At 67.7% G+C, this 13,864-nt stretch carries 12 protein-coding genes; 3 read left to right on the top strand and 9 right to left on the bottom strand.

Translation table 11 applies throughout. From position 1 onward, the window contains the following. Positions 1-281: 281 nt before the first annotated feature. From ACZ5R1_RS21790 to ACZ5R1_RS21780, 3 genes are all read right to left on the bottom strand, one after another. Positions 282-1,715, bottom strand: coding sequence for an efflux transporter outer membrane subunit (locus ACZ5R1_RS21790; protein WP_288435733.1), 1,434 nt, complete (start codon positions 1,713-1,715; stop codon positions 282-284). Beyond that, positions 1,712-4,888, bottom strand: a complete 3,177-nt coding sequence (locus ACZ5R1_RS21785) for an efflux RND transporter permease subunit (protein WP_027597403.1) — start codon at positions 4,886-4,888, stop codon at positions 1,712-1,714. The genes ACZ5R1_RS21790 and ACZ5R1_RS21785 overlap by 4 nt, the downstream gene beginning before the upstream one ends. 141 nt (positions 4,889-5,029) lie before the next feature. Continuing rightward, positions 5,030-6,247: an efflux RND transporter periplasmic adaptor subunit gene (locus tag ACZ5R1_RS21780; protein WP_288405648.1), complete on the bottom strand. Its 1,218-nt coding sequence runs from the start codon at positions 6,245-6,247 to the stop codon at positions 5,030-5,032. Positions 6,248-6,528: 281 nt separating this feature from the next. Between ACZ5R1_RS21780 and ACZ5R1_RS21775 the strand changes: the two genes are divergently transcribed. Continuing rightward, positions 6,529-6,849, top strand: a complete 321-nt coding sequence (locus tag ACZ5R1_RS21775) for a hypothetical protein (protein ID WP_464712683.1) — start codon at positions 6,529-6,531, stop codon at positions 6,847-6,849. On the opposite strand, the gene ACZ5R1_RS21770 is transcribed toward ACZ5R1_RS21775, so the two are convergent. Then, the gene (locus ACZ5R1_RS21770; protein WP_027597405.1) at positions 6,846-7,766 is read right to left on the bottom strand and encodes a LysR family transcriptional regulator; all 921 of its coding nucleotides are present in this window, start codon (positions 7,764-7,766) and stop codon (positions 6,846-6,848) included. The two genes, ACZ5R1_RS21775 and ACZ5R1_RS21770, sit on opposite strands and share 4 nt — an antisense overlap. Positions 7,767-7,915: 149 nt before the next feature. Between ACZ5R1_RS21770 and ACZ5R1_RS21765 the strand changes: the two genes are divergently transcribed. After that, the gene (locus ACZ5R1_RS21765; protein ID WP_027600644.1) at positions 7,916-8,932 is read left to right on the top strand and encodes a zinc-dependent alcohol dehydrogenase family protein; all 1,017 of its coding nucleotides are present in this window, start codon (positions 7,916-7,918) and stop codon (positions 8,930-8,932) included. Between the two features lie 68 nt (positions 8,933-9,000). On the opposite strand, the gene ACZ5R1_RS21760 is transcribed toward ACZ5R1_RS21765, so the two are convergent. Together ACZ5R1_RS21760 and ACZ5R1_RS21755 are read right to left on the bottom strand one after the other, a co-directional pair. Further along, complete coding sequence (locus tag ACZ5R1_RS21760) at positions 9,001-10,062, bottom strand: acyltransferase family protein (protein WP_027600645.1); 1,062 nt, start codon at positions 10,060-10,062, stop codon at positions 9,001-9,003. A 303-nt stretch (positions 10,063-10,365) separates the two neighbouring features. Beyond that, a complete protein-coding gene (locus tag ACZ5R1_RS21755; RefSeq protein WP_027600646.1) occupies positions 10,366-10,662 on the bottom strand; it encodes a YciI family protein in 297 nt (98 codons plus the stop codon). A gap of 196 nt (positions 10,663-10,858) precedes the next feature. Between ACZ5R1_RS21755 and ACZ5R1_RS21750 the strand changes: the two genes are divergently transcribed. Further along, on the top strand, positions 10,859-11,815 hold the full coding sequence (locus ACZ5R1_RS21750; RefSeq protein WP_077171116.1) for a sulfonate ABC transporter substrate-binding protein: 957 nt from the start codon (positions 10,859-10,861) through the stop codon (positions 11,813-11,815). A gap of 5 nt (positions 11,816-11,820) precedes the next feature. On the opposite strand, the gene znuB is transcribed toward ACZ5R1_RS21750, so the two are convergent. The 3 genes from znuB to ACZ5R1_RS21735 are packed head-to-tail and all read right to left on the bottom strand — an operon-like array spanning position 11,821 to position 13,851. Continuing rightward, positions 11,821-12,606, bottom strand: a complete 786-nt coding sequence (gene znuB, locus ACZ5R1_RS21745; RefSeq protein WP_017642327.1) for a zinc ABC transporter permease subunit ZnuB — start codon at positions 12,604-12,606, stop codon at positions 11,821-11,823. After that, entirely contained in the window at positions 12,599-13,369 is a 771-nt protein-coding gene (gene znuC, locus ACZ5R1_RS21740) for a zinc ABC transporter ATP-binding protein ZnuC (RefSeq protein ID WP_027597409.1), read from the bottom strand. The genes znuB and znuC overlap by 8 nt, the downstream gene beginning before the upstream one ends. Further along, positions 13,366-13,851, bottom strand: coding sequence for a Fur family transcriptional regulator (locus ACZ5R1_RS21735; protein ID WP_027597410.1), 486 nt, complete (start codon positions 13,849-13,851; stop codon positions 13,366-13,368). Before ACZ5R1_RS21735 ends, znuC begins: the two co-directional genes overlap by 4 nt. Positions 13,852-13,864: the final 13 nt, after the last annotated feature.

Genomic DNA, 13,864 nt, shown 5'->3' with positions numbered 1-13,864 from the left:
TAATAACCTAAGGTGATAATAAAAGAGAGACCACAGATTCCTAGGCCTGTCTCCCTTACAAAATATTAGGAAACAGCCGCAAGGCGTCCAGCCTGGGGGGCAGGCACCGGCTGGCCGGGGCCCGGACCTCTTTGAGACCTCTGCAGCGGGCTTTTGCTCGCGTCGCCGGGCAGGGGGTGCCCCGCTGCGGTGCCAGAGGCGTCGCAGCGGGGCGGGGGGAAGAAAAAAACCGACACGCCAAAGGAGCAGGGGAACACGCGTGCCGGGGGTAAGCGCCGGCGTCAGAGCGCCGGCGCGGGGGAAGCGTTGCCCTGGGCGAGACGCGCGGGTTGCACGTCCCAGCCGCCACCCAGGGCCTTGTAGAGGGCGACGATGCCGCGATAGAGCTCGATCTCGCCCTGGGCCTGCTGGTCCTCGGCGGCCAGGCGTTCGCGCTGGGCGTCGAGCAGCACCAGGAAGTCGGTGCCCCCTTCGCGGTAGCGGATCTCGGCCTGGTCGGCGGCGGCGCGGCTGGCCACCGACTGACGGATCAGCGCCTGCAGGCGCTCCTGGCGACGGCCGTAGTCGCTGAAGGCGTTGGCGCTCTCTTCCAGGGCGGTCAGCACCTGCTGCTCGTAGTTGGCCAGGGCTTCTTCGGAGCCGGCGCGGGCGCCGCGCAGGCGGGCACGGACGCTGCCCAGGTCGAAGGCCGGCCAGGTGATGCTCGGGCCGAGTCCCCAGGCCCGGGCGGCGCTGCTGCCGATCTGCGAACCGCGCCCGGCGGTGAAGCCGAGAAAGCCCGAGAGGCTGACCCGCGGGAAGAGATCGGCGGTGGCCACGCCCACGTCGGCGGTGGCGGCGGCCAGCCGGCGTTCGGCGGCGGCCACGTCCGGACGGCGGCGCAGCAATTCGCCGGGATCGCCGATGGGCAGGCGCTTGGCGATGGCCGGCAGGGCCTTGGGTGAGAGATCCACGCTGAGGGCATCCGGGCGCTGGCCGAGCAGGGTGGCGATGCGATTGCGCGCGCGGGTGGCCTGGGCCTGGAATTCCGGCAGGCTGGCTTCGGTGGCCGCCAGCCGCGCTTCGCTGCGCTGCACGTCCAGGTCGCTGCCCATGCCTTCGTCCCTCAGGGTCACGGTCAGGCGGCGCGCTTCGCGCTGGTTGCCGAGGTTGTCGCGGGCGATGCGTTCGCGCAGCTGGGCGCCGCGCAGATCGCCATAGGCATCCACCAGCTCGGCGATCAGGCTGACCTGCAGCGCGGCGAGATCCGACGCCGCGGCCTCGGCGCGGGCATCGCTGGCTTCCAGGGCATGGCGGACCCGACCGAACAGGTCCAGCTCCCAGGCCATGTCCAGGCCCAGGTCGTAGCGGTCGCTGTTGACCCGTTCCTCGGTGAAACCGGGTTGCTGGGCCTTGCCGAGCTGGCTGCTGGCACGGCTGGTGACCGTCGGATAGAGGTCGTTGGCGTCGTCGTCGCGCAGGGCGCGGGCGGCGCGCAGCCGGGCGAAGGCGGCGCGCAATTCGCGGTTGCCGTCCAGGCTGCTGGCCACCAGGGCGTTGAGGGTCGGGTCCTCGAACTGGCGCCACCAGAGCGCCTCGAAGCGGCCCTGGTCGTAGGCGCTGGGCTGCTGGCTGGCCTTGAGCTGGACGGGTGCCTGCTCAGGCGTCTGGTAGTGCGGGCCGACGGCGCAGGCGGAGACCGCCAGCGCCAGCAGCAGGGGAGCGAAAGCCTTCATGCCTGGGCCTCCTGGGCAACGGCGGAGCGAGCCTGGCGACGCTCCACGAAGGCGCGTACCAGCACATAGAAGAGCGGCGTGAGCAGCAGACCGAAGAAGGTCACCCCGAGCATCCCGGAGAACACCGCGACGCCCATGGCGTGGCGCATCTCGGCGCCGGCGCCGGTGGAGGTCACCAGGGGTACCACGCCCATGATGAAGGCGAAGCTGGTCATCAGGATGGGTCGCAGCCGCAGGCGGCAGGCCTCCAGCACCGCGGCGACGCGGTCCTTGCCGGTGGCCTGCTGGTCCTTGGCGAACTCGACGATGAGGATGGCGTTCTTGCACGCCAGGCCCACCAGCACGATCAGGCCGATCTGGGTGAAGATGTTGTTGTCGCTGCCGGCCAGGATCACCCCGGTGATGGCCGAGAGCAGGGTCATGGGCACGATCAGGATCACCGCCAGCGGCAGGCTCCAGCTCTCGTACTGGGCGGCCAGCACCAGGAAGGCCAGGAGCACGCAGAGCGGGAACACCAGCAGGGCGGTATTGCCGGAGAGGATCTGCTGGTAGGTCAGCTCGGTCCATTCGAAGGTCATGCCGTTGGGCAATTCCTGCTTGAGCAGCCCCTCGATGGCCGCCTGGGCCTGGCCGGAGCTGTAGCCCGGCGCCGGCGCGCCGTTGATCTCGGCGGTGAGGAAGCCGTTGTAGTGCATCACCCGGTCGGGACCGGCGGTATCGCTGACCTTGACGAAGGTGGACAGGGGCACCATCTCGCCGCGGTCGTTGCGCACCTTGAGCTGGCCGATCTGCTCGGGTTCCAGGCGGAAGCGCTGGTCGGCCTGGACGTTGACCTGGAAGGTACGGCCGAAGCGGTTGAAGTCGTTGGCGTAGACCGAGCCCAGGTAGGCCTGCAGGGTGTCGAAGATGGCGTCGATGGGCACCCCGTGAGTCTTGGCCTTCTCGCGGTCAATGTGGGCATCGATCTGCGGCACGTTGACCTGGTAGCTGGTGAACAGCGACTCCGGCGCCAGTTCCGGCAGCTGCCGGGCTTTGGCCAGCACGCTCTGGGTCTGGGCGTAGAGTTCTTCGTAACCCAGGTTGCCGCGGTCCTCCACCTGCAGGCGGAAGCCGCCGATGCTGCCCAGTCCCTGCACCGGCGGCGGCGGGAAGATGGCGATGATGGATTCCTGGATGGCGGCGAATTCGCCGTTCAGCTGGGCGGCGATGGCACCGGCGGACAACGAGGGATCACGGCGCTCCTCGAAGGGCTTCAGGGTCACGAAGACGATGCCGCTGTTGGGGCTGTTGGTGAAGCCGTTGATGGACAGGCCGGGGAAGGCCACGGTGCTTTCCACGCCCGGATGCTTGAGGGCGATGGCCGACATGCGGCGGATGACCTCTTCGCTGCGATCCAGGGTGGCGGCATCGGGCAACTGGGCGAAGGCCACCAGGTACTGCTTGTCCTGGGGCGGCACGAAGCCGGTCGGCGTCTTCACCAGGCCCAGGCCGGTCAGGCCGAGCAGCACCACATAGAGCACCAGCACGATGGAACCGCCGCGTAGTACCCGGCGCACGGCGCCGACGTAGCCGTGGCTGGCTTTCTCGAAGAAGCGGTTGAAGGGGGCGAACAGCCAGCCGCCGAACAGCCGGTCAAGCAGTCGCGAGAAACGGTCCTTGGGTGCGTCGTGGCCCTTGAGCAGCACCGCGGCCAGGGCCGGCGACAGGGTCAGGGAGTTGAAGGCCGAGATCACCGTGGAGATGGCGATGGTCAGGGCGAACTGGCGATAGAACTGGCCGGTGAGACCGGAGATGAAGGCGGTCGGCACGAACACCGCGCAGAGCACCAGGGCGGTGGCGATGATGGGCCCGGTCACCTCGCCCATGGCACGGCGGGTGGCGGCCACCGGATCGAGGCCGAGGCCGATGTTCCGCTCGACGTTTTCCACCACCACGATGGCGTCGTCCACCACGATGCCGATGGCCAGCACCAGGCCGAACAAGGACAGCGCATTGAGCGAGAAGCCGAAGGCGTGCATCACCGCGAAGGTGCCGATCAGCGACACCGGCACCGCCGCCAGCGGAATGATGGAGGCGCGCCAGGTCTGCAGGAACAGGATCACCACCAGCACCACCAGGATGATGGCTTCGAACAGGGTGTGCACCACGGCTTCGATGGAGCCGCGTACGAAGATGGTCGGGTCGTAGACGATCTCGTAGTCCATGCCCTGGGGGAAGCTCTGCTTGAGCTCGGCCATCTTGGCGCGCACCTGGTTGGACAGGTCGATGGCGTTGCTGCCGGGGCGCTGGAAGATCGGGATGGCCACCGCCGGCTGGTTGTTCAGCAGGGACCTCAAGGCGTACTGGTTGGACCCCAGTTCGATGCGGGCGATGTCGCGCAGCCGGGTGATCTGGCCGTCGCTGCCGGCGCGCACGATGATGTTGGCGAATTCTTCCTCGTCCACCAGGCGGCCCTGGGTGTTGATGGCCAGCTGGAAGCTGGTGCTGCCCGGGGCCGGCGGCGCGCCGAGGGCACCGGCGGCGACCTGGCGATTCTGCTCGCGGATGGCGGTGACCACGTCGCTGGCGGTCAGGCCGCGCGAGGCCACCTTGTCTGGATCGAGCCAGACGCGCAGGGAATAGTCGCCCATGCCGAACAGCTGGACGTCGCCCACGCCGTCCAGCCGCGCCAGCTCGTCCTTGACGTTGATCAGGGCGTAGTTGGACAGATAGAGCATGTCGTAGCGCTGATCCGGCGAGGTCAGGTGCACCACCATCGCCAGGTCCGGCGAAGCCTTGTCGGCGGTCACGCCGAGGCGCTGCACCTCTTCCGGCAGCTTGGGCAGGGTGCGGGTGACGCGATTCTGCACCTGCACCTGGGCGGTATCCAGATTGGTCCCCAGGGCGAAGGTGATGGTCAGGGTCAGCTTGCCGTCGGCGGTGGACTGGGACGACAGGTAGAGCATGTGCTCCACGCCGTTCATGGCCTGCTCCAGGGGCGCGGCGACGGTCTCGCCGATCACCTTGGGGTTGGCGCCGGGGAAGGTGGCGCGCACCACCACGGTGGGCGGGACGACCTCGGGGTATTCGCTGATCGGCAACTGGAACAGCGAGATGGCCCCGCCGATCAGGATGATCAGCGAGAGCACGGCGGCGAAGATCGGCCGGCGGATGAAGAACTGGGAGAAGTTCATCGGGCTTTCCTTGGGCAACAGGCGGCCGTCGCGTCCATCGCGGCCATGGGCCGCTCCTACGGTAGGAGCGGTCCATGGCCGCGATAGACGCGATGCCTGGACGGTGAAAGTCTGAAATGGGAAGAAGGTTGAGCCTGGGGTCTAGCGACTACCCACCTTGAGCGGCTGGGTGGGCGCCGGCAGGCTGGCGAGGACCGCGTCGCGCTGGCGCTTGAGGGCGGCCAGGGTGGTGGCATCGGCCATGGGCACCGACTGGGCGTCGACGGTCATGCCCGGACGCACCCGCTGCAGGCCGTTGACCACGATGCGATCGCCGGCTTCCAGGCCCTTGCGCACGATGCGCAGGCCTTCCAGGCGTGGGCCCAGATCGACGTTGCGATAGGCCGTCTTGCTCTGGCCGTCCACCACCAGCACGAATTTCTTGCCCAGGTCGGTGCCCACGGCGGCGTCCTGGATCAGGGTGCCTTCGTAGGTGCCGCTGCCCACCAGCCGTAGCCGGGCATAGAGTCCCGGGGTGAAGTGGCCGTCGGCATTGTCGAACACGGCGCGGCCGTGGATGGTGCCGGTACGCGGATCGAGCTGGTTGTCCATGAAGTCCATGTGGCCTTCGTGGGAGAAGTCGTCTTCGTTGGACAGCGCCAGGTAGACCGGGCTGGCCGCGCCGCGCTGACCCTGGCGGGCGAGGGCCTGCTGCTTGAGGAAGACGCGCTCGTCGGCGTCGAAATAGGCATAGACCTTGTCAGTGGAGACCAGGGTGGTGAGGCGGGTGTCTCCGGCGTTGACCAGGTTGCCGGCGGTGACCTCGGCACGGCCGACACGCCCGTCGATGGCGGCGCGGACCTCGGTGAAGCCCAGATTCAGGCGCGCGGCGTCCAGTTGCGCCTGGGCGGCAGCGACGCTGGCCTTGGCTTCTTGGGCGGCGCTGCGGCGGGCCTCGACGATTTCCGCGGAGATGGCGTTGCTGCTGCGCAGGCGTTCGCCACGGGCGGCTTCGTCGGCGGTGCGACTGGCGTTGGCGCGGGCCTGTTGCAGCTCGGCTTCGAGGCGCTTGACCTCGGCCTGGAAGGGGCGCGGATCGATCTGCAGCAGCAGGTCGCCGCGCTTGACCCGGGCACCCTCGTGGAAGAGCACGCGGTCGACATAGCCGGAGACGCGGGGACGTACCACCACGGACTCGGGCGCTTCCAGGCGGCCGGTCACCTCGTCCCATTCCACCACCGGCTGGCGCAGCACCTCGGCGGCGCTCACCTTGGGCGCGGGCGGTGCCGCACTGGCCTGGGGATGGGAATCGCCGCAGGCTGCAAGGAACAGCGTGGAGGTCAGGGCCAGGGGGCCGAGGGTTTTCGCGAAGAGATCCATGTTCGAGTCCGCCCGAGGTGGAAAGAGGTCAGGGAGGCGAGTCTGCCGCCGGGGAAGGGCGCCGACGAATCGAAGGGCTCGAACTCATTTATCGATGATGATGATGGTTTTGCTGTAGGTATCGCTGGCGGTGATGGCGCTGAGCGTAGAGCGGCGATCTAGAGCCCTTCAGCTCGGCGTCAGCCCTGGGCTAGAGTTGGGGCTGCAGACCCTGTCCTTGCCCAAGCGCGCCGCGGTGGTCGCCAGGCCCCGGTCGAGACCCCCGCCGCAGGAGGATGACGATGTCGCTATCCCGCCACACCTTGGTACTGATCACCGCGCTGCTGGCCAGCGCGGCAACGGTCGCCCAGCCGTTCTTGCCGACGCCTGTGCCCGCCCATTCCGAATACCTGCTCCTGGCCGGCAACGGAGGAGCCGGCGGTGCGGGTGGCGCAGGCGGTAGCGGCGCGCTACCGGGCAAGGGCGGCAGCGGGGGCCAGGGTGGTGCCGCCGGACCTGGCGGCGTTCCCGGCGCCAAGGGTGCGGACGGTGCCGAGGGCGCCGTCATCCCTGAGCGTCGGACGCCTCGCGGCGATCAGGGGCCCGACGCCGACAAGCGCTAAAGACTGTCCGGATCGCCAATGAACATCTGGATGCGCGACCTCAGCCAGCGCTCGCCGGGGTCGTGATCCTGGGCGCCGCTCCAGGCCATGGGCAATTCATGGCTGCCGTCGCGCAGCTCTTCTGGCGGGTCCTCGTACCTCAGGCCACCGGTGCTGGCCAGCAGGCGCGCGGTGTAGTCCGGCACCATCACCAGCAGATCGGTTTCCGCCAGCAGCGAACCCAGGCCGTTGAACTGGGGCACCGCCAGCACCACCCGGCGCTGGCGGCCGAGCTTGTCGAGCAATTCGTCGATATAGCCGGTGAGGTCGCCGGCATAGGACACCAGGGCATGGGGCCGCGCGCAGTATTCGTCCAGTGTCAGGCGCCCGGGCTTGCTGTCGGCGCGCAGCACCTTGAAGCCGAAACGCCGCACCGGCCGCCGCTTGGCATTGGCCGGCAATTCCTCGGTATAACCCACCGCCACGGTGATCTCGCCGGAGGCCAGCATGCCGGCGGCAGTCAGGTAGTTCATCCGGCGCACCACCAGGGTGGTGCCCGGCGCCTCGATGCGGATGCGCCTGAGCAGCGGCGGCAGGAGGGCGAATTCGACGTCGTCGGAGAGGCCGACGCGAAAGACCCGGTCGGCGCTGGCCGGCTCGAAACTCTGGGTCCGGCTCACCGCGCTGGAGATCTGGTCCAGCGCCGGCGACAGCAGGGCGGCGATCTCCTGGGCCCGCGGCGTGGGTTCCATGCTGCGCCCGGTGCGGACGAACAGCGGATCGTCGAACAGGGTGCGCAGCCGTGCCAGGGCCGCGCTGATCGCCGGCTGGCCGAGAAACAGCTTTTCCGCGGCACGGGTGACGCTGCGCTCGAGCATCAGGGTCTCGAACACGATGAGCAGGTTGAGGTCGACGCGACGCAGATCGGTACGGTTCATTCGGGCCCCGGCAGGGAGTGGATCGATACCCCCGATGTCCATTATCGATGGGGATGCATAGAATCCTAAGGGAAGGCTGGTTAGAGTCCTAGTCATAGCAGTCCGCCTCGGCACACGTCCCGGGGTTGGCATCAACGCGAGGTAATGCCATGTCCCGCCTGATCCAGTTCACCGAATTCGGCCCGCCGGAGGTGCTCGCCTGCATCGACCGGCCCACGCCCATGGCGGGGCCAGGCGAGGTGCTGGTGCGGGTCCAGGCCATTGGCGTGAGCTGGTACGACGTGCTCTGGCGGCAGAATCTGGCCCCCGAGCAGGCCGTGCCGCCGGCCGGTCTCGGCTGCGAGCTGGCCGGGGTGGTCACCGCCCTAGGTGAAGGCGTGGCCGACCTGGCGGTGGGCGATCGCGTGGCCAGCTTCCTGGGTCACGATATCAATCGCTATCCGGCCTATGGCGATGACCTGGTCTATCCGGCCACCTCCCTGGTGCGCTACCCGGACGTGCTCACGCCGGTGGAAGCCGCGGTGCACTACAACCCGCTGCTCACCGTCTATACCGCGCTGATGCACCAGGCTCGGCTGCAACCGGGCGAATGGGTGCTGATCACCGATGCCAGTCGCTGCTGCGGTCCGGCCTCCATCCAGCTGGCCAAGGCCCTGGGGGCCCGGGTCATCGCCAGCACCCATGACGCCGGCGACCGTGACTACCTGCGCGAACTGGGCGCGGAAAGGGTCATCGCCGCCGAGGAAGAGGATCTGGTCAGCCGTATCGCCAGCATCACCGACGGTGTCGGCGTGCACGTGGCCCTGGATGCCCTGGGCGGTCCGCAACTGGCCCTGCTCGGCGAGGCCATGGCGCCCCGCGGTCGGCTGCTGCTCTACGGCCTCAATGGCGGCAACCAGACCCCGCTGCCGGCCTGCGCGGCCTTCAAGAAGAAATTCAAGCTGTACATCCACTGCGTCCAGGACTTCACCGGCCAGCCGGAGATGGGTCTGGAGGCGGATTGCGCCGCGGTGCGCGAGGCCCTGCAGCACATCGACCAGTTGACTCGCGATCGCCTGCTCAAGGCGCAGATCAAGCAGGTCTTTCCCTTCGAGCAATTCGTCGAGGCCCACCGCTGCATGGAGCAGTGCCCCACCCGGGGTCGGGTCGTGCTCAGCGTCGACTGATCCGCCAGATAATGAAAAACCCACGCCAAGGCGTGGGTTTTTTATGGCGGGTCGTCCGAGCCGGGCGCCTAGGCGGTGGCTTTCTTCTGCAGCGGCGGCGTAGCCCGATTGACCCGGGTCTTGGCGCCAAAGAAGGCCACGCTGAGGAAGTGCAGCGGACTGATGCGTTCCAGCACCAGCTTGAGCGCCACCGGCAGGAACAGGCCCATGACCATGCTGACGGTAAAGACCACCCAGACGTCATGCACCTGCAGCTTGTTCAGCACGATGCGGGCACCGGCGGTGCCGAAGACGTGGAACAGGTAGATCTCGAAGGAGAAATAACCCAGCCAGGCCAGCGGCTTGAAGTAGAAGCGGCGGGCGATCAGCAGGCTGATGGCGGCCAGGCCCAGGGCGGTGCCGACCACGGCCATGTCGTTCTCGTCGAGATCCACCAGTTCGAACAGATAGGCTTGGTCGATGATCACCAGGATCGCCAGGGCCACGGCCATGGTGGTGACGTTGCGCTGGGTGATGAGTTGCGCGCCGAAGCGGTAGAGACCTAAGCCGAGGAGGAAGAAGGGGAACAGCTGCACCGCCTTGTAGAGGCTGAACAGGTCCGGGAAGCTCTCCCAGGCGAAGGACGCCGCCAGGGCCACGGCGAACACCAGGCCGAAGTTGCGCAAGGTCAGCAGCAGGCCGGCCTTCTCCAGCAGGGCGATCACCACGAAGATGCAGAAGATCGACTGCAGGAACCAGAAGTGCGCATAGCTGAAGAAGTAGATGCTGAAGATGTCGGTCAGCTGCGGCTTGTAGTTGGTGTTGGGCACGGCCATCTGCAAGGCGAAGAACAGCGTCGACACCACCAGCAGGGGAATCCCGATGCGTTTGAACTTGCCTTGGTAGAAGCGCGACAGGTCGCTGCCGGTATTCACCGGGCGCAAGGCATAGACGTAGCCGGAGATGGCGGTGAACAGCGGCATCCGGACATAGACGAGCGAATCGTAGAGATAGCGCAGCACGGAGTCGTCGGGCACCTTCATGCCCAGGGTCGACGAACTGCCGATGACGTGGCCCGCTACCATCAGAAACAGCGCCAGGCCGCGAATCGTCTCGATGCGCAGATCCTTTTCAGGCGTGGTCTTGGTCATGCTGAGTCCTCTGTACTAGCTAAGCGAGACAGCGTTTCCACAGGAGTGGGAAAGGATGTCGGCGCATCAGATCATCTGAGCCCGGTGAGCTTAGGCTAGTTCGTTAGCTTCCTTGCGGTAGCGCCGGGAAAACTCGGGCTTTTCTTGCGCTGCATCACTTTTCTGTGAAGCGATTCCTAGAAGTGTGAACTTGCAACGGCTGCGAACGGCGTTGATTAAGGTGGCATTTTGCCAGGTTTAAGGGATTCTTAAGCCAATTCGCGGTAGGGCGGAGGCGGCCGGTCAGGCCGCCCTGGAGAGCACCTAGACGAACGCCTTGCCGTCCAGAATCGCCTTTCGCCAGCGGGTGATGCGCACCTCGCCCGGCAGTCCGGCACTGGTGAAGGGATCGCGGGCGATGAAGGCTTCGGCTTCGGCTCGGGTTTCCACATCGACGATGTAGACGCTGCCGGTGGCGGTCTCGCCGTCGTCGCTGAGCTTGGCGCCGCAGGCCAGCAGCGCGGCGGCGTTCTCGCGCAGGAAGTCCAGGTGGGCCGGGCGATGCTGCTGGCGCAGGGCCAGGCTGTCCGGCTTGTCGAAGGTCTCGATCAGAAAAGGCATGGCAGGCTCCGATAGGGTCGGCGACCCCGGTGGTCGCCGCTGGCGCAGGGTGGCGCGATCCTGGGGCCAGCGTCAATCGGACCTTGGCTGGCCCTCGCTGCCTGGCCGGGCATAGCCTTAGCAGAGAAATGTATTAAACATTCGGGTCTAGATAGGCCAGGCTGACCTTTCCAAATGGAATATAAGGAAGGTCGCCATGTTTCGCTCCTCTCTTCGACGCTGGCTGGCGCGGGGCGCCGTTCTGTTGCTGGCGCTCGGGATGCTCGCCCCGGTCCAGGCCGCCGACCAGGCGCTGCGCATCGGCTATCAGAAAGGCGGAGGTCTGCTGGCCGTGCTCAAGGCCCAGGGTACCCTGGAGCAGGCCCTGGGCGCCCAGGGCTACCAGGTGAGCTGGCGCGAATTCCAGGCCGGGCCGCAACTGCTGGAGGCGCTCAATGCCGGCAGCATCGACGTCGGCTATACCGGCTCGCCACCGCCGATCTTCGCCCAGGCGGCCGGGATCGACCTGGTCTACCTGGGCGCCGAACCGGCCAGCGAGGCGGTGGAGGCCATCCTGGTGCCAACCGCCTCGCCGATCCGCGACGTCGCCGGCCTCAGGGGCAGGAAGGTGGCGGTGCAGAAGGGATCGAGCGCCAACTTCCTGCTGGTCGCCGCCCTGGAAAAAGCCGGGCTGAGCTTCAAGGACATCCAGCCGGTGTATCTGCCGCCCGCGGATGCCCGCGCCGCCTTCGTCAATGGGTCGGTGGACGCCTGGGTGGTCTGGGACCCCTATCTTGCGGCCATCCAGCAGAGCCAGCCGGTGCGCGTGCTCGCCGACTACAAAGGACTGCTGCACGCCAACAGCTTCTATGAGGGCTCCCGCCGCTTCGCCGACGCCCATCCCGAGGCGATCCGCCTGCTGCTGGCGGAACTGGCCAAGGCTGGTGCCTGGGCCAATACCCACAAGCCGGAGGTGACACGCATCCTGGCCGAGCAGATCGGACTGCCGGAAGCGGTGATCGCCACCTGGCAGGCGCGTACCGGTTATGGTGCGACGGCGCTGACGCCGGCGATCATCGCCACCCAGCAGCAGACCGCCGACATCTTCAAGGCCCAGGGGCTGATCCCCCGGGCGGTGGACGTCAGCCAGGCGGTCTGGCAGGCGCCGCGCTAGAGCGCCTAGGCGCGGCGGGGCAGCAGATAGCCCAGCAGGAACATCCCGGCGGCGGCCACCACCACCGAGGGGCCGGCCGGGGTGTCCTGGTACCAGGACAGCGTCAGCCCCAGGCACACCGCGGCCATGCCCAGCAGGCTGGCGCCACAGGCCATCTGCTCGGGGCTGCGGGCGTGACGCTGGGCGGTGGCGGCGGGAATGATCAGCAGCGAGGTGATCAGCAGCACCCCGACGATCTTCATGGCCACGGCGATGACGATGGCCACCAGCAGCATCAGCGCCAGGCGGATCCAGGTCACCGGCAGGCCTTCGACCTGGGCCAGTTCCTCGTGCACGGTGATGGCCAGCAGCGGCCGCCACAGGCAGGCCAGGGCGACCAGCACCAGGGCGCTGCCGCCAAGGATCCAGCGCAGATCGCCGGGACCCACCGCCAGCAGATCGCCGAACAGGTAGCTCATCAGGTCGATGCGCACCTCGTGCATGAACGACAGCGCCACCAGCCCCAGTGACAGGGTGCTGTGGGCGAGGATGCCGAGCAGGGTGTCGGCGGCCAGCCCCCGACGACGCTGCAGCACCACCAGCACCACGGCGAGGGCCAGGCAGCCGACGGTGACGGTCAGGGTCGGGCTGACATCCAGCAAGAAGCCCACGGCGACTCCGAGCAGGGCGGCATGGGACAGGGTATCGCCGAAATAGGCCATGCGCCGCCAGACCACGAAGGAGCCGAGGGGACCGGCGACGAGGGCGAGGGCGAGACCGGCGAGCAGGGCATACAGCAGAAAATCAGCCATGCTTGCAGTGGGCTCCATGGACATGCGGGGTCTTGACCACGCCGCCATGCAGGTCGTGGGCGTGATCGTGGTGGTGGTGATAGACCGCCAGGTTGCGCGCGCTCTGGCCGAACAGCGCCTGATAGGCTGGATCGCCGCTGACCTGCTCGGGATGGCCCGAGCAGCAGATGTGCCGATTCAGGCAGATCACCTGGTCGGTGGCGCCCATCACCAGGTGCAGGTCGTGGGACACCATCAGCACGCCGCAGCCATGGCGCTCGCGCAACTGGCCGATCAGCCGGTACAGCTCGCTCTGGCCATTGATGTCGACGCCTTGCACGGGTTCGTCGAGCACCAGCAGCTCGGGCTGACGGAGCAGGGCGCGGGCCAGCAGCACCCGCTGCAACTCGCCGCCGGAAATACTCTGCAGAGGGCTGTCGATGACGCCTTCGGCGCCCACTTCGCCGAGGGCGGCCAGGGCACTGGCGCGATTCACGCCCGGCACCAGGCGCAGGAAGCGCAGCACCGACAGCGGCAGGGTGGCATCCACCTGCAGCTTCTGCGGCATGTAGCCGATGCGCAGCCGCGGGCGACGCCAGACGCTGCCGCGATCGGGCGTCAGCAGCCCGAGCACGCTGCGCACCAGGGTGGTCTTGCCGGCGCCATTGGGGCCGATGAGGGTGACGATGCGGCCGGGATCCAGGGTCAGGCTGACCTGCTCGAGCACCGGCTGGCCGGCAAAGGTCACGCCGACCTCCTGCAGCCGGATCAGCGCCTCGCTCATGCCTGCTTCCGGCAGGCGGCGCACTGACCGACCACTTCCACGGTCTGGCCTTCGACCTGGAAGCCCACGGCGCTGGCGCCGTCGAGGATCGCCTGGTGCACGGCCGGCTGTTCCAGCTCGATGCTCACCTGGCAGCTGCGGCAGATCAGGAACTGGCCCTGGTGGGCCTCGCCGGGATGGTTGCAACCGACGAAGGCGTTGAGGGAGGCGATGCGGTGCACCAGGCCGTTCTCGACCAGGAAATCCAGCGCCCGGTAGACGGTGGGCGGGGCAGCGCGGCGGCCGTCCTGCTCGCTGAGCACGGCCAGGATGTCGTAGGCGCCGAGCGGCTTGTGGCTTTGCCAGACCAGCTCCAGCACCCGCTTGCGCAGCTCGGTGAGGCGCACGCCGGCGCGGCTGCAGAGGGCGTCGGCCTCGGCCAGCGCGTGGGCGACGCAGCGCGAATGATCGTGGGGCCGAAAGGCCAGGGGGGCGTCGGTCATGAAACAGTACCTT

Source organism: Pseudomonas sp. Pso3 (assembly GCF_055393275.1).
The sequence above is the reverse complement of the archived record's forward strand: the minus strand, read 5'-3'. Positions and strand labels throughout refer to the sequence as shown.